Annotated in this window: 12 protein-coding genes; 6 read left to right on the forward strand and 6 right to left on the reverse strand. The window is 71.7% G+C overall.

All coding sequences use genetic code 11. The features are described from left to right. Nucleotides 1-165: 165 nt before the first annotated feature. Nucleotides 166-975: an alpha/beta fold hydrolase gene (locus tag ACGF15_RS15125; RefSeq protein WP_392799197.1), complete on the forward strand. Its 810-nt coding sequence runs from the start codon at nucleotides 166-168 to the stop codon at nucleotides 973-975. 25 nt (nucleotides 976-1000) lie between these two features. Here ACGF15_RS15125 and ACGF15_RS15130 read toward each other — a convergent pair whose 3' ends face one another. Together ACGF15_RS15130 and ACGF15_RS15135 are read right to left on the reverse strand one after the other, a co-directional pair. Next, a complete protein-coding gene (locus ACGF15_RS15130; protein WP_392799200.1) occupies nucleotides 1001-2881 on the reverse strand; it encodes a hypothetical protein in 1881 nt (626 codons plus the stop codon). A gap of 106 nt (nucleotides 2882-2987) precedes the next feature. After that, a complete protein-coding gene (locus ACGF15_RS15135; protein WP_345614856.1) occupies nucleotides 2988-3440 on the reverse strand; it encodes a MarR family transcriptional regulator in 453 nt (150 codons plus the stop codon). 98 nt (nucleotides 3441-3538) lie between these two features. Here ACGF15_RS15135 and ACGF15_RS15140 point away from each other — a divergent pair, with 98 nt between their 5' ends. Beyond that, complete coding sequence (locus ACGF15_RS15140; protein WP_392799203.1) at nucleotides 3539-5368, forward strand: ABC transporter ATP-binding protein; 1830 nt, start codon at nucleotides 3539-3541, stop codon at nucleotides 5366-5368. 263 nt (nucleotides 5369-5631) lie between these two features. Further along, entirely contained in the window at nucleotides 5632-6489 is an 858-nt protein-coding gene (gene mltG / locus ACGF15_RS15145; RefSeq protein ID WP_392799205.1) for an endolytic transglycosylase MltG, read from the forward strand. Nucleotides 6490-6543: 54 nt separating this feature from the next. On the opposite strand, the gene ACGF15_RS15150 is transcribed toward mltG, so the two are convergent. Next, nucleotides 6544-7626 carry an NAD(P)-binding domain-containing protein gene (locus ACGF15_RS15150; protein ID WP_392799207.1) on the reverse strand — a complete coding sequence of 361 codons (1083 nt, stop codon included), beginning with the start codon at nucleotides 7624-7626 and terminating at the stop codon, nucleotides 6544-6546. Nucleotides 7627-7730: 104 nt separating this feature from the next. Here ACGF15_RS15150 and ACGF15_RS15155 point away from each other — a divergent pair, with 104 nt between their 5' ends. Continuing rightward, nucleotides 7731-8153 (forward strand): YjbQ family protein, encoded by a 423-nt coding sequence (locus ACGF15_RS15155; RefSeq protein WP_345614852.1) that lies wholly within the window; start codon nucleotides 7731-7733, stop codon nucleotides 8151-8153. Between the two features lie 84 nt (nucleotides 8154-8237). After that, the gene (locus ACGF15_RS15160; protein ID WP_392799210.1) at nucleotides 8238-9599 is read left to right on the forward strand and encodes a recombinase family protein; all 1362 of its coding nucleotides are present in this window, start codon (nucleotides 8238-8240) and stop codon (nucleotides 9597-9599) included. On the opposite strand, the gene ACGF15_RS15165 is transcribed toward ACGF15_RS15160, so the two are convergent. Together ACGF15_RS15165 and ACGF15_RS15170 are read right to left on the reverse strand one after the other, a co-directional pair. Further along, entirely contained in the window at nucleotides 9511-10029 is a 519-nt protein-coding gene (locus ACGF15_RS15165; RefSeq protein ID WP_392799213.1) for a hypothetical protein, read from the reverse strand. The two genes, ACGF15_RS15160 and ACGF15_RS15165, sit on opposite strands and share 89 nt — an antisense overlap. Before the next feature lie 620 nt (nucleotides 10030-10649). Next, a complete protein-coding gene (locus ACGF15_RS15170; protein WP_392799216.1) occupies nucleotides 10650-12347 on the reverse strand; it encodes a hypothetical protein in 1698 nt (565 codons plus the stop codon). A 393-nt stretch (nucleotides 12348-12740) separates the two neighbouring features. Between ACGF15_RS15170 and ACGF15_RS15175 the strand changes: the two genes are divergently transcribed. Continuing rightward, nucleotides 12741-13220 (forward strand): TIGR00725 family protein, encoded by a 480-nt coding sequence (locus tag ACGF15_RS15175; protein ID WP_392799219.1) that lies wholly within the window; start codon nucleotides 12741-12743, stop codon nucleotides 13218-13220. 437 nt (nucleotides 13221-13657) lie between these two features. Here the strand turns inward: ACGF15_RS15175 and ACGF15_RS15180 are convergent, their stop codons facing one another. Beyond that, nucleotides 13658-14671, reverse strand: a complete 1014-nt coding sequence (locus ACGF15_RS15180; RefSeq protein ID WP_392799222.1) for a RimK family alpha-L-glutamate ligase — start codon at nucleotides 14669-14671, stop codon at nucleotides 13658-13660. Nucleotides 14672-15159 lie beyond the last annotated feature (488 nt).

The following is a 15159-nucleotide window of genomic DNA, read 5'->3' on the forward strand; positions in this document are numbered from 1 at the left end:
CGTGCCCGGGCGCACGGGCAACGGGTTTTTCTCCGCCGCGCCGCGCCGCGCCGCGCCGCGCCGTGGCGAGCGGCGGGACGGCGGCGGCGTGGCGGCCAGCCCGGCCGGGCCGAGAAGGCCGTCCCGCCGGAGGGTGCGGTGGGACCGGGGCGCAGACTGGTGCGCATGGCCGAGCTGCGCGCGACCTCAGCCGACGGGGAGTCCGTCACGGCACTCGACGACGGCTCGGGGCCGCCCCTGCTGCTCGTCCACGGAGGGGCGGGGAGCGCCGCCTCCTGGGACGCCGTCGTCCCGTGGCTGGCGGACGGCTTCCGGGTGGTCAGGGTGACCCGGCGGATCTACGCCCCGGGGGCGGTGGTTCCGCCGGGGCACTCGATGGCCGTCGAGGCGGCGGACCTCGCGGCGGTCGCCCGCCGCCTGGCTCCGCCCGTGCTCCTGGTCGGCCACTCCTCCGGCGCGGTCGCCGCCCTGGAGGCGGCCGTGCGCGCGCCCGCCCTGTGGGCCGGCCTGCTGCTCTACGAACCCCCGGTGCCCACCCGCTCGCCGGTGGGCGCGGAGGCGGCCGGGCGCGCCCGCGCGGCGCTCGCCGCGGGGGACCCGGACCGGGCCGTGCGCATCCAGCTGCGCGACATCGTCCGTGAACCGGCGGAACGGGTCGAGCGGCTGCTCGCGGACCCCGTGAGGAGGTCCCGGCTCACCGCCGGGCTGCCGGCGCAGATCGCCGACATCGACGCGGTCGACGCGCTCGGGGTCGGCGTCGACCGGTTCCGGCGGCTCGATCTGCCGACCACGCTGGTCGAGGGCGACAGGAGCCCGGCCCACCTGCGCGGGCGGCTGGCCGACCTGGCGGGAGCCCTGCCGGACGCGGCCGTCGTCACCCTCGCCGGGCAAGGGCACTCCGCCCACCTCACCGCCCCGCAGGCGCTGGCGGACGCGATCCGGGACGCGGCCCGGCGCGCCTTCCGCGTCCGCTGAGGCCCTCCCGCCGCCGACCGGCTCGTCACAGGAGCAGCACCGCCGCACCCCACAGCACCGAGAGCGCCACCAGCAGCGGCCCGACCGGCATCCCCTGCCGACCGGTCGGGGCCTCCTGCGAGGGCCGCAGCTCCGGGCGGAGCAGCAGCAACCCCAGCTCCTCCGCGGCGCGCGGCGCATGCGGCTCGCGGCCCAGGCGCCGCTCCAGCCACGCCCAGCCGGTGGGGGAGAGCTCGACGGAGGAGTCCTCGGCCCGGTCGACGCGGATGCCGTCCTCGGAGTGCCGCACGGAGACGATCGCGTGCCACGGGACCCGCCGCACGCGCCACGCCCCCGTCACCCACAAGCCGTCACGGTCGGCGGTGACACGCCAGCCGAGCGCCGTCGCCACGGCCGTCACCATCCACGGCAGCACCACGGCCAGCCACAGCCAGCGCCACGAGGGACCGTCGTCGAGCCCGGCCCAGATGCCGCCGCCCTGCACCAGCAGCAGGCCGCAGCCGACCGCGCGTGAGAAGCCGTCAGCCGCCCATGCACGCGGTTCCTCCGTCGGCCCCAGGCCGGCGGCGATCTCCTCCCAGGGCCGCCGCCGGTTCTTCCGCCCGGGAGAGCGCGGGCCGCGCTGCAGCGGGCCCGGAACGGTCGGCCGCACCCCGCTGACGCTGCACTCGACCGACGCTTCGGGCTCGTCCGCGTCCCCCAGCGCGACGAACGCGACCTCGGCGCCGGTGCAGGGGGCGCCGTACAGGACGGCCTGCCGCAGCGGCGGGGGAGGGGCCTGGCCGCCGAGGATCTCCGCGACCCTGTCGAGCCCGGCGAGGGCCGCCGTGTCGTCCTCCGCGCCGCCGGGGCCGTCCTCGTCCTCGTCCTCCTCTTCCCCGAAGGCGTACAGCGAGTGGAAGTGCAGGACCGGCCGCAGGCCCTCCGGGTCGTCGGCCGCGAACACCCGGGTGCGGCCGTCGGCGTCGTCCTCGCGCACCAGGACCTGCAGCACCGGCTGCGGCCTGCGGCGCAGCCGCTTCGAACGGGTCCGCCCCGTCAGGCCGTTCGCGAGGAACGCCAGCCCCGAAACGGAGCCGGCGACCGCCAGCAGCTCCCAGCCGAAGGCGTCGTAGGGCTCCGCCACCAGCGCCTTCCAGTCGCCGTCCACGACGATGTCCACCCGGCTGCCCACGGGGAAGTCCTCGGGATAGGCCGTCTCCAGGCGGTGGCTGCGCCCGTCCGCCTCCACCGTGAGGACGTCGACGCCCTCGTCCTGCCCCAGGGCCGCGACCCGTCCCGACAGGAGCGCGGCTCCTGCGGCCCGCTCCTCGTAGGCGTCGGCGACCTGCACGGCCTGCCAGCAGCCGAAGCCCGCGGCCAGGAGCAGCGGCGTGGCCAGGACGAAGGAGAGCCGGCCGCGCCGGAAGCTCTGCGCGGGGGTGGGCAGGGGATGCGCGACCCCTCCGGACGCCGTGGTGGCGCAGGCCCGCTGCCGCCCCGCGGCGGCCAGCCGGTGGACGAGCCCGGCGAGGGTGAACGCCGCGGCCACGAGGAAGGCCAGCGCGGAGGGTTCACCGAGCGCGGCCGCGAAGCCGCCGTCCGCGGCGTATGCCGCCAGTGTGACGCCGAGGCCGGCGAGCGCGAGCCGCGGCTGGCGCCACACCCAGTACAGGCTCAGCAGCAGTACGGCGACCAGGCCCATGCCGGGCCAGTCGGTCCCGCACGGGGCGGTGGACGTGCAGGGGGCGACGGGAGCCGCCGCCACGTCCCACACCAGCGAGGCGGTCAGGGCCGACAGCGCCCACAGGGGATGCGCCCACCGGGCGGGCGCGGCGGCGAGCCAGCGCCGGGCGTCGGCAGTCCGCCAGGCGGCGGTGCCGGGGGGTATGTGCTCGGCGGGCAACGGCAGAGGAAGCGTGGTCACCCGCGCATTATGACCAGTGGCGAGTCATGGCCGTCGGCGAGCCACCGGGCGGCTGCCGCTCCCCGATGCGGGCACCGCCCGCCGCGCCCGCCCTGCCCGCCCCGGCTCAGCAGGCCGGACCCGGCGCCGGTCCGTCCACCAGCGCGGACAACAGGCCGCCCAGCGCCTCGCGCTGGGCGGCCGTCAGGGGCGCGAGGACGTCCTCGGCGGCGGCGCGCCGGGCCTCGCGCAGGGTCCGCAGCGCCGACCGCCCGGTGTCGGTGAGTTCCACGCGGGTCACCCGGCGGCTGGCGGGGTCGGCCACCCGGCGCACGCAGCCGCTCTCCTCCAGGGCGTCCACCAGGCTGGTCACCGCCCGCGGCACGACCTCCAGGCGCGCGGCGATGTCCGCCATCCGCGGGGGCGTGTCGCAGTGGGCCACCGTGCGCAGCAGCCTGAACTGCGCCGGGGTGATGGCGAGCCCGGCCGCCGCCAGCTGGCGCTTCTGGGTGCGGTGCAGGCGGCGGGTGAGCCTGAGCAACTGCTCGGCGAGTACTCCGTCCGCGTCCGGTGTCGTCATGCGGGAACAATATCAGGACCCCGTTCATTGTGAAGAGAGGTAACAGTGAGCTAACCTCCCTGCGGGCCCACCGCCCCGCCCCTGCCCCGAGGAGACCGTTGCGCCCCGACGACACCGGACAGCCCGAGTGGAACCCGCCCCCGCGCACCCCCGACCAGCCGCCCGCCGACGTGCCGCGCATCCTGCGCCTGTTCCGGCCCTACCGGGGGAGGCTGGCCGTCGTGGGGCTCCTGGTCGGAGCCTCCTCGCTGGTCTCGGTGGCCTCGCCGTTCCTGCTGCGCGAGATCCTGGACACCGCCATCCCCGAGGGCCGCACGGGGCTGCTCAGCCTCCTGGCGCTCGGCATGATCGGCACCGCCGTGCTGACCAGCGTCTTCGGCGTGCTCCAGACCCTGATCTCCACGACGGTCGGCCAGCGGGTCATGCACGACCTGCGCACCGCCGTCTACGCGCAGCTCCAGCGGATGCCGCTGGCCTTCTTCACCCGCACGCGCACCGGCGAGGTGCAGTCGCGCATCGCCAACGACATCGGCGGGATGCAGGCCACGGTCACCTCCACGGCCACCTCCCTGGTCTCCAACCTCACCGCCGTGGTGGCCACGGTCGTCGCCATGCTCGCCCTGGAGTGGCGGCTGACGGTCGTGTCCCTGCTCCTGCTGCCCGTCTTCGTGTGGATCAGCAGACGGGTGGGGCGCGAGCGCAAGAAGATCACCACCCGGCGCCAGAAGCAGATGGCCGCGATGGCGGCCACGGTCACCGAGTCGCTCTCCGTCAGCGGCATCCTGCTCGGCCGCACCATGGGGCGCGCGGATTCGCTGACCGGCGCCTTCGCCCAGGAGTCGGAGCGGCTGGTCGACCTGGAGGTGCGCTCCAGCATGGCCGGGCGCTGGCGGATGGCCACCATCGGCATCGTCATGGCGGCCATGCCCGCGCTCCTGTACTGGGCCGCGGGGATCGCCCTCCAGGGCGGCGGGCCGGCGATCTCCATCGGGACCCTCGTCGCCTTCGTCTCCCTGCAGCAGGGCCTGTTCCGCCCGGCGGTGAGCCTGCTCTCCACCGGTGTGCAGATGCAGACCTCGCTCGCCCTCTTCCAGCGCATCTTCGAGTACCTCGACCTCCCCGTGGACATCAGCGAGCCGGAGCGGCCCGTGCGCCTGGAGGCGGTGGCGGGGGAGGTGCGCTTCGAGAAGGTCGACTTCGCCTACGACCCCGACGCCGACCGTCCCACCCTCGACGGCATCGACGTGACCGTGCCCCCCGGCGGCTCCCTCGCCGTCGTCGGTGCCACCGGGTCCGGGAAGTCGACGCTCAGCTACCTGGTGCCGCGGCTCTACGACGTGACCGGCGGCCGCGTCACCCTGGACGGCGTGGACGTGCGCGACCTGGACTTCGACACCCTCGCCCGGGCGGTCGGCGTCGTCTCCCAGGAGGTGTACCTCTTCCACGCCTCCGTCGCCGACAACCTGCGCTTCGCCAAACCCGACGCGACCGACGCGGAGATCGAGGCCGCCGCGCGGGCCGCCCAGATCCACGACCACATCGCCGCCCTGCCCGACGGGTACGACACCCTCGTCGGCGAGCGCGGCTACCGCTTCTCCGGCGGTGAGAAGCAGCGCCTGGCCATCGCGCGCACGATCCTGCGGGACCCGCCCGTGCTCATCCTGGACGAGGCGACCAGCGCACTGGACACCCGCACCGAACAGGCCGTGCAGGGGGCCGTCGAGGCTCTGTCCGCGGGGCGGACGACCATCACCATCGCCCACCGGCTCTCCACGGTCCGCGACGCCGACGAGATCGTCGTCCTGGAGGCCGGCCGCATCGCCGAACGCGGCACCCACGCCGAACTCCTGGACGCCGGAGGCCGCTACGCCGCACTGGTGCGCAGGGACGCGGAGGGGCGCCCGCCCGCGGAGGCCGCCGTCGGGTGACGGCTCCCGGGGCTCTGTCGGCTGTCCGCGCCCCGGCACGACGCCGGCGCCGCCGCTCCCGTGGGACGGGGAGCGGCGGCGCCTCTCGTGGACCGATCGGCCGGGGCGGTCGCCCGGGCCGTGCCGGCCGAACGTCAGATGAGCCGGCCCGGGAAGTGGACGACGCCGGCGAGCAGCCGCGCGAGCGTTCGCTTGTTCCCGTCGTGCGTGTCGTATGCAAGCCCATACCGTGACAAGGCGGGCGAAAGGGTTAGCCTGCGCGCATGACGACGACGCCCCCGCGGAGCGGGAGACCGCGGGTACGCCTCACCCGTCGCGGCCGCCTGGTCCTGGCCCTGACCGTCGCCGCCCTCGCCGCCGCCGTCCTGCTGCCCCTCCTGACGACGGGCGGCGCCGAGGAGGAGCGGCCTGCCCCCGAACCGGTGCGCACCCTCGTGATCCCCGAGGGGTGGCGGGCGGGGCAGGTCTACGCGGCCGTCGACACGGCCCTCGGGCAGCAGCCCGGCACCACCCGCGCCGCCGCCACCACCGCGCGGCTGCCCCTCCCCGGGGACGCGGCCGGAAACCCGGAGGGCTATCTCTTCCCCGCCACCTATCCCCTGGACGAGGGCACCACCCCCGCGGGGCTGCTCGCCTACATGGTCGAGACCGCCAACCGGCGCCTCGGCAGCGGGGCGCTCGCCGCCGACGCCCGCAGCGGGGGCCTGAGCACCTACGAGGCCGTCCGCATCGCCAGCATCGCCCAGGCCGAGGCCGCCACCGCCTCCGACATGGGCAAGGTGGCCCGGGTCGTCCGCAACCGCCTCGACGCCGGAATGCCGCTCCAGATGGACTCCACGCTCAACTACGCCCTGGACCGCAGCACCCTGGACACCACCGCCGAGGACACCCGGATCGACAGCCCCTACAACACCTACGCCCGCCGCGGGCTGCCGCCCACCCCGATCGGCAACCCCGGCGAAGAGGCCATGCGGGCCGCCGTCGACCCGCCGGAGGGCGACTGGCTCTACTTCGTGACCGTGGGACCGGGCGACACCCGCTTCACCGCGGACTACACCGAACACCAGCGCAACGTCGCGGACTTCAACGCCCGCAGGGCCACCGAGCGCTCCGGACGGTGACGGCCCCTCGGGGACGCCCTCCCCGGGCGGTGGTCGCGGCGAGGACCCGGCGCCTCACGCGGCCTCCGGCACCCGGGCCAGCAGCCGCACCACCTCCCGCACCGCCGCCCGTCCCGCCCGGTTGGCCCCGATCGTCGAGGCGGAGGGCCCGTACCCGACGAGATGGACCCGCTCGTCACGCGCCGCACGGGTGCCCTCCATACGGATCCCGCCGCCCGGCTCGCGCAGCCGCAGCGGCGCCAGATGGTCCAGCGCCGCACGGAAGCCGGTGGCCCACAGGATCGTGTCGGCCCCGACCCTGCGGCCGTCGTCCCACACCACGCCCTCCGGCACGATGCGGTCGAACATCGGCAGGCGCTCCAGCACGCCCGCGGCGCGCGCCCGCCGCGCCGCGTCGCCGAGCGGCAGACCCGTCACCGACACCACGCTGCGCGGCGGCAGACCCCGGCGCACCCGCTCCTCGACGAGAGCCACCGCGGCGCGCCCCGCCTCCTGGTCGAACGGGCCCTCCCGGAACACCGGCGGCCGCCGCGTGACCCAGGTGGTCTCCGCCCCCGCCTCCGCCAGCTCCATCAGATGCTGCGTCCCCGACGCCCCGCCGCCGACCACGACCACCCGGCGTCCCGCGAACGCCTCGGGCCCGGGGTAGTCGGCCGTGTGCAGCTGCCACCCCGCGAAGGTCTCCTGCCCGGGGTAGCGCGGCCAGAAGGGCCGGTCCCAGGTGCCGGTGGCGTTGATCAGGGCTCGGGTGCGCACCAGCCCCTGCGAGGTCTCCACCTCCAGGGCGCCGCCCCCGCCCTCCCGCACGGCACGCACCTGCACGGGGCGCCGCACACGCAGCGCGAAACGCTCCTCGTAGGCGGCGAAGTACGCCCCGATCACCTCCGACGAGGGCCGCTCCGGGTCCGCGTCCGTAAGCCCCATCCCGGGCAGGGCGTGCATGCCGTGGACCCTGCCGTAGGTGAGCGACGGCCAGCGGAACTGCCAGGCGCCCCCGGGGCGCGGGGCGTGGTCCAGGGTGAGCACATCGCGCTCGGGCACCAGCCCGGCACGGCCCAGATGGTAGGCGGCCGACAGGCCCGCCTGCCCCGCGCCCACGACCACCACGTCCACGTCACGCCCGTCGAGTCCGTTCACACCCCTCCCAACCACGACGCCCGCCCGCCTCTTCCCGGCGCCGCCCCCTGCCGCGCCCGCCGGTCGGCGCGCGTCCGGGAGCCGGCCGGGGGCAGGATGGGGGCATGCCCGGACACTTCACGACCACCACCGAGACCGTCACCACGGGGTCCGCGGAGACGGTGACCGACCTGACCCGCCTGTGCGAGGGGTTCCTCGCCCGCCACGCGGAGGGCGCCGACGGCCTCCTCAACCTCTTCGTCCCCCATGCCACGGCCGGTATCGCGATCATCGAGACCGGTGCCGGCAGCGACGACGACCTGCTCACCGCCCTGCATGCCCTGCTGCCCGCCGACGACCGCTGGCAGCACCGCCACGGATCCCCCGGCCACGGCCGCGACCACGTCCTGCCCGCACTCGTCCCCCCGCACGCCACGCTCCCCGTCGTCGCGGGCCGCCTGCAGCTCGGCACCTGGCAGTCGGTGTGCCTCGTCGACACCAACAAGGACAACCCGGAGCGTCAGGTGCGGTTGAGCTTTCTGGGCTGATCGAGCCGATCAAGATCGTCCTGGGTGTGTCCGCCAATTCTCCCTACGCTCCGGCGAAACGGGAGAAAGATGCGCGGTACCACCATGGACGAGATCGAGCGGCCGTACGACGGCTGCGGAAAGTGCCTGCTCGGCGTACGCCGGCTGTCGTGGGTCAAGGCTGCCACGACCTCGCCCGAGCGGCAGCGGGAGGACGTGCTGACGGCTGTCGCCGTCATCGGCGGGCACATCATCGACTGGCCGGACGACTGGGAGGTGTCCGGCGCCACGGATCCCGTGACCCGCCCCAGCCTGGGCCCATGGCTCCGAGACGAGAGGGGCCCGTACGACGGACTGGTCGCGGCCGCGGTGGACCGGCTCGGCCGCAACGTCGTCGACTGCCTGAACACCGGCTACAAGATGCGGGACGAGAAGAAGGTGCTCGTCACGTACGGACACGACGGAGCCTGGAACCTCGACGATCCCGCCGACGAGAACCGCTTCACCATGGAAGCCTGGGGTGCGCAGATGGAACTGCGCGCGATCCAGCGCAGGAACCGTGACGCCACCGTCAAGACGCGTGCCGCCGGCCGCCCGAAGGGCAAGCCGTCGTACGGCTTCCAGTACGTGCGGAGGGTCATGGGAGGAAGGATCGAACAGGTCGAGCTGCATCCGCATGCCTCCGAAGTGCTGCCGAACGTCGCCCGCCGCATCCTCGCCGATCCGGAAAGCGTCACCTGCAGCAGTGAGGCCGCGCGTCTCAACCGTGCCGGGGAACTTTCACCCGCGGATCACCTGGCTGTGATGTACGGCAAGCCGGCAGGGGGCCGACCGTGGTCTCCGCAGAGCCTGAAGAACATCCTTCTGCCAGAAGCCACCCTCGGGTACCTGATGCACCGCAACAAGCCCGTCCTCGGGAGGGAGGACGGGCACCCCATACGGCTCTGTGAGGGGTTGTGGGACCGGGCAACACACGAGGCGCTCAGGAGCGCCATCCTCTCCCGGAAAGCTCCCTGGGCCCGCCGTTCCAACCGCGAGTACCTGTTGACCACGGTGGCCCTGTGCGGGCAGTGCCACACGCGCCTCTACACCCAGACGTCGAAGGACGCCCCACCGCGCTACACGTGTACGGCGCGGAACAAGGGCTGGCTTCACGCGCAGCACTGCCGACCCGCACCCCTCGTCAACGCTCACATGCTGGACGCCTACGTTGAGGAGTGGTTCCTCCGGGAGCTGGGTGACGGTGTGATCTACGAGACGGTGTACGACCCGGGCAACGGTATCGCGGAGCGCGTGGCAGAGACCCGGGCCAGCCGCGAACGGCTGCGCGCCGACCGAGAAGCCGGACTCTACGACGCCCTGACGAGGGTGCGCGGTGTCAGTCGTCTTCCTCCGCAGACGGCCCTGTGCGGGCAAGGTCGAGAACGTACCGCTCGGGGGTTGGGCAGTTGGCCCAGGCTTGCGTGATGCGCTCGGGCTCCCAGTGTTCGTCGATCTGTTGGAGGGTTTCGGTGTAGTAGTCGGCACTGGCTTGCCGGCCGCTCCACCAGGCGGTGCCTTCGTAGACGCCTGGCTGGGGCAGGGTCATCTCTCCGGCGGGGCCGAGGGTGAACTGGTTGATGACGAGGATGCCGGTCTCGGAGTCGAGCGTGATGGTGGTGTGGCCGTCGGCGTCAGCGGGGGGCGGGGCCGGGGTGTCCCAGAGGCGAATGGTGATGTGGACCGGGATGTCAGGCTGCAGGGAGTGCAGGTAGAGGTGGTAGCCGTTGCCGGCCACGACGTGGTCACGGGCCGCCTGTAGGGCCTGCTCGTCGCCGAGGTAGGCGTCTGCGTCATAGACCTCGACGATGCCGCGGTCGGGGCGGGCGGTGACGCTGTACTCGGCGACGAGCTGCATCGGAGGGACTCCTTGGTCAGGGGGTGATCTTCACGTAGAAGGGGTCGCCATCGACGGGCCCTGATCACCGTCCTGTACATCTGGACCACCGTCTACGTCGTCATCGTCGGCGTCGCCCTGCTGCACCCCCGCCGCTCCCGCCGGAGGGAAGCCCGCCAGATCCTCGACTGCCACCTCCCCGTCCTCAGGCCCCTGTGACCCTGCCGGAGACGTGACCGCGGGGTTGTGGCAAGGGCCGGCCCCGGCCCTTGCCATCCGGATAGGCTGGTGTTGCCTTAACGGAGGTTGGTGGACACCAACAAGGACAACCCGGAGCGCCAGGTGCGGTTGAGCTTCCTGGGCTGACCACGATCGTTCAGCCGGTCGTCCACCGCCCCCAACGGCTGCGGCTCAGACGGCTCGACGGTCTCGGCCCGGACACGTTCTCGCTGGTCATCGGTGCATCCTCCGTGATCGGGAGTTGCACCGAACGATCTACGGTCCCGCCCAGGCCCCGCATCGCCGAGCAGGTGGACAGCGGATGGTGCTCCCCGCCGACGGTGGAGCCGACCGAACTGTGCTGCCCGGGGCCCGCCCTCCGGTGGTGTGGGGAGGGCGGGCCGTCGGGGGTGTGGTGGGGGTCATCCGAAGCAGATGGTGGTACTGACACCGGTGCAGTTGGTGGGGGTGTTGTCGGTGATGGTGTTGGTGCCGTAGGCGTTGACGGTCGCGTCCCTGTTGTAGATGCCGCCGGGGGCGTCGGCGGAGGAGTTGTCGGTGATGGTGCTGTCGGTGAGGTCGAGCGTGGAGGTGCCGTTGCCGATGTAGATGCCGCCGGCGCTGCCTCTGGGAGCGCGGTTGCCGGTGACCACGGTGCGCTGGAGGGCCAGGTCCGCACCCATGAAGACGGCGCCGCCGTTCGAGTTGGTGGCGACGTTGTCGTGGATCGTGCTGTCCGCGATCACCCCACCCGCGAAGGGGTAGACGCCTCCTGCGAACGGAGCGGTGTTGTGCCCGATCGTGCTCCTGCGGATCTCGAGCGGGCCGAAGGCGCTGATGGCACCACCGCTGGCGGAGGACGCACGGTTGTAGAGGAAGGTGCTCTTGTCGATGTCCGTCCTGCCACCCTCTGTATAGAAGGCGCCGCCGGATCCGGCGGCGGCGTTGCTCTTGAACAGACTCTTGGCGATCGTGGTGGAGCCGGCCAGGGCGTTGACGGCGCCGCCGAAGGAGGAGGCGTTGCCGGTGAACCTGGAGGTGGTGATCTCCAGCTTGCCCGAAGAGTTGTAGATGCCTCCACCGAGGGTGGCGGAGTTGTTTCTGACGGTGCTGTTGCGGAGGGTGGTGGTGCCTTCGTTGTAGATGGCACCGCCGTTGTTTTCTTCGCTGCCACTGCCGGCGTCGTTGACGGTGTTGTTGGCGAAGGTGACATGGTCGATGTCGAGGCGGCCGCCGGGATCGACGTAGGCACCGCCACCGCCGACATCGGTGCTGCCGCTGCCTGCGGTCCTGCCGCGGGTGACGGTGAGGTGGCGGAGCTTCAGGTCGCCGCCGGTGCCGATGCTGAAGATGCGGAACGGGTCGGCGTTGGCGGCCCGCGCGATCGTGGCACCGTTGCCATCGATCACCATCCGCTGGACCACGACCGGCAGCCCGTTCGCACCGTCATTCGCGGTCAGGGTATAGGTGCAGTCCGGGGCGAGGCTGAGACGCCCACCACTCTGACCGTTCGCAACCGTCATCGCCGCGATCAACGCATTCGGATCACACGCCACCGACACAACCGAACCCCCACCACCCCTGCCCTTGCCATGCTGAGAACGGCCCCGCTCCCCAACACCGTCCTCGCCCCCACCCCTGTCCTCGTCCTTTCCCTGCTCAGCACGCCCCCGCTCCCCGGCGCCGTCCTCGTGCTCGCCCTTCCCGTGCTCAGGACGGCCTTGCTCCTCGTCCTCGTCCTTGCCGTGCTGGGTGCTGGTGGTGCGGTGTTCGTCGGGGTTGCCGGCGTGCTGGGCCCAGTAGTCCGCATCCCTGTCGTCGTCCTGGTCCCGGTCATGGTCCTGGTCGGGGGCGTCTCCCCCGCTGGGCGCGGTCCCGGGGTGCACGGGCGCCTGGAGGGCCGTGGTGAGGGTGTGTCGGGTTCCGGGTGCGACGGCGGCGGTGGCCGGCAGCAGGGCCGTGGTGGTGACGGCGGTGGCCAGGCCCGCGGCGGTGATGACGGCCAGTCTCCAGCGCCTGCTGAGCGAGGCGCCTCGCCCACCACCAGGCCGCACCCCCGCACCGGAGTCGGAATTCACATCTGCGTTCGAGGCGGGGAAGCGGTCCTGGGCGCGGGACATGTCGACTCCTTGGAGCAGTAGGCCACATGACGGAACGGCAGAAACATGCGGCGCCCCCGGACGGAGAGCCACGCCCGCATCAAAACATCACATAATAGGAAAATCCGCCTATCTGGGGGTCGTGTCCCACACCATGTGACGCATGGAGCCCACGACCAGAGCCATGCACCCGGCCCACAGCAGCACCGCGACACCGTACGGCGCAGGGTGTGGACGCGGCGTCCGGAAGTTCCCACCGGGCATCGGACAGGCCACTTGGGTACGACCTCTCAGTGGTGTCGTCATTCGCTTCGGCCGACATCTGTGAAGACTTGCATCCGACGACCGACGACCGACGACCGACGACCAGCGACCGGCGATGGGCCGGGGCACGGGATGACTGTGGGAGATGGTGTGCGATTTCAGGTTGCGGTCTGCGGGCCGGGGAGCTGCACCGAGCAGGAGCGGCTGGACGCCCTCCACGTGGGCGAACTCCTCGCAGAGCGCGGTGTCGTCGTCCTGTGCGGCGGGGGAGGGGGCGTCATGGGCGCCGTCGCGGAAGGCGCCCGCTCGCGAGGCGGACTCGTGGTCGGGATCCGCCCGGACCTCGATCGGGCGGCAGCCCCCGATGCGTTGTCTGCCGTGGTGTTCACCGGCATGGGAGAGGCCAGAAACGCGGCGATCGTCGCCAGCGCCGATGCGGTGATCTCAGTCGGCGGCTCGTGGGGCACCCTCAGCGAGGTCGCGCTCGCCATGCGACGCGAGGAGATTCCCGTGGTCTGCATCAACGGGTGGCGGGTGACCGATCAGACAGGCAGTCCCATCCCGGGTCCCGTCCATGTCGCCACACCCGAGGAGGCAGTCTCGACGGTCCTCGCCGGCCGGTTCGCGTAGACGGCCTGCGGCCTGTCCGACTGCTCGGGGTTCCCCTGCCGCAGGCGGCCTTTCCGAGGTGGGCACGGGCGGCTTCGCCCCCCGGCGGGTGTGCCCGGGGAGTCGCCGGGAGACCGGCCAGGCGCCAGGACCCACTGCACCTTCGAGTTGCTCTGCTCCTGGTCAGGCGCCGCCAGTGGCGCGAGGGCCCGCACGCACCGGACCCGGCACGGTCGTGGCGGCCGAAGCACAGCTCGTCACCGAAGCTGGTGAGTGCCCAGGCGAGGTCCTGGTCTTCACACAGGACGGTTGCCTGTCACGGCTGGAAGTCTGGTCATGGAGCCACGACTTCGAAGCAGCACCCGCCGCCGCGCTTCGCTGGTCGCAGACACGCTCTCGATCTCGAACGGCCGGCGTCCAGCGATATCCGCCACACCACCGGCATCATGAATTGAAGCTCAGTATCGCACCCTCTTCCTGATGTGACGCTCGATGATTTCTGCCAGTCGATGACTCCTCGGGCGGCCGAGTTTCCCGAACGAGAATCCAGGGTTCACGGCTTCGAATTCCAAGAGGACAGGAAGCCCGTCAGGCTCTTTCACGAAGTCCACTCGGCAAAGATCCGTAAGTTTTCCCAAGTCTTCCGTCCACAGCACCCGAGCCTCGCGGGCGAATGTGCGGTCGGCCGAAGTCGGGGCATAGCGTTCCACGATGCGGCCGGCGCGCGCCGGAAGTCCGAACCGCTTGTCCTTCGGGTAGAACTTCCGCATGCCGTGAACAATCCGTTCTCCGACGAAGAATATCTGGTACTCGCCGTCCCATACATGCGGGTTGAAGGGTTGCAGGAGCCACCCCCCTACGAGCGGTTCTTTGTGCCTCAGCACCTTCTCGTTCAATTCATGTACCGCCATGAAGGAATTGCCGAGCTCGCCGGTGACGGGTTTGACTATGTGCCCTTCGGGGTTGTTTCCGCATGCGCGGGTCAGCTCTTGAAGGCTTACGCTGGACTCGAAGTATCTGGTGGGAATCACCCGGAAACCTCGGTCAATGTATTCGAACAGGTAGTCTTTTCGGAGGCCGTAGAGCACGGATGCCGGGTGATTGACCACCGTGCCGGTGAAATCCGTCCAAAGCTTCTCGAAATACTCTTGAATTTCATCTCTTCTGGATTCCACAGGGCCTAGGAGGCGAGCGACGACTGCGTCGACCTGGGCGTTGAGGCTACTGTTCGTGAGTTCGTGTCGTGTACCGGTGGCGACATCGTACACATTGCGATGCCTGAGGGATGCGATTTCAATATCGCAAAGAGAACAGTAAAGGCAGCGCCAGCCGCGTTCGCGGAAAACCTCCGTGAGATGGATGATCTCCATGGGGGCTCGAGGTTTCCCGTTCGGCGCTTCTGTGCCGGAGCGTCCTTCAAAGTGCGTGATGACGGATTCGAGCATTGAGCGGCTTGGAAGGTGCAGAAGCACGGCCGGTTGCCTTCTTGGCATTGACGACACCCAATCAGCCTTCAACGAAGCCGACAGATCATCCTTCCGCGCGCAGTACGCACTACGTGAACGCGCGCGGGTGGCACCTGGCAGGGGGCTCGTATCGCTTCGGGGGCTCGCCGAATGGTCGCGCTTCCGCGGTTCCCTGCAGTGGGTAGTGCTCCGCCTCTCTCAGTCGGGTGGGCAGGCACCCGGATGCAGCGAGAGCGAGAGAGCAGCTCCATTTACCGATGGCTCTGCCTTTCGTGCAACCTGGCCGACCGTCTGGGCGCAGCGAGGCTTGCCGGTCACCGTCGGAGCCGGTCAGATGCGGGGTTCCGGAGCCCGAGCTTCCGCAGACACGTCCCCCAGTGGTGCATCAGCGGCTGCCAGACCAGCAGGTTCAGCGAGCGCCGTCCCCGATCGGTGGCCGGCCCGAAGAGGCTCGCTGATGAAGCCGGCTGAAGAGGATCGCCCGAAAGGGTGGC

The organism is Streptomyces sp. NPDC048001 (assembly GCF_043203115.1).
Taxonomy (GTDB): domain Bacteria; phylum Actinomycetota; class Actinomycetes; order Streptomycetales; family Streptomycetaceae; genus Streptomyces; species Streptomyces sanyensis.

Excerpts from the sequence above, each read along its gene's own strand:
- ACGF15_RS15170 (WP_392799216.1), bottom strand. The coding sequence starts at position 12,347 with ATGTCCCGCGCCCAGGACCGCTTCCCCGCCTCGAACGCAGATGTGAAT.
- ACGF15_RS15135 (WP_345614856.1), bottom strand. The coding sequence starts at position 3,440 with ATGACGACACCGGACGCGGACGGAGTACTCGCCGAGCAGTTGCTCAGG.
- ACGF15_RS15165 (WP_392799213.1), bottom strand. The coding sequence starts at position 10,029 with ATGCAGCTCGTCGCCGAGTACAGCGTCACCGCCCGCCCCGACCGCGGC.
- ACGF15_RS15160 (WP_392799210.1), top strand. The coding sequence starts at position 8,238 with ATGGACGAGATCGAGCGGCCGTACGACGGCTGCGGAAAGTGCCTGCTC.
- ACGF15_RS15155 (WP_345614852.1), top strand. The coding sequence starts at position 7,731 with ATGCCCGGACACTTCACGACCACCACCGAGACCGTCACCACGGGGTCC.
- mltG (WP_392799205.1), top strand. The coding sequence starts at position 5,632 with ATGACGACGACGCCCCCGCGGAGCGGGAGACCGCGGGTACGCCTCACC.
- ACGF15_RS15125 (WP_392799197.1), top strand. The coding sequence starts at position 166 with ATGGCCGAGCTGCGCGCGACCTCAGCCGACGGGGAGTCCGTCACGGCA.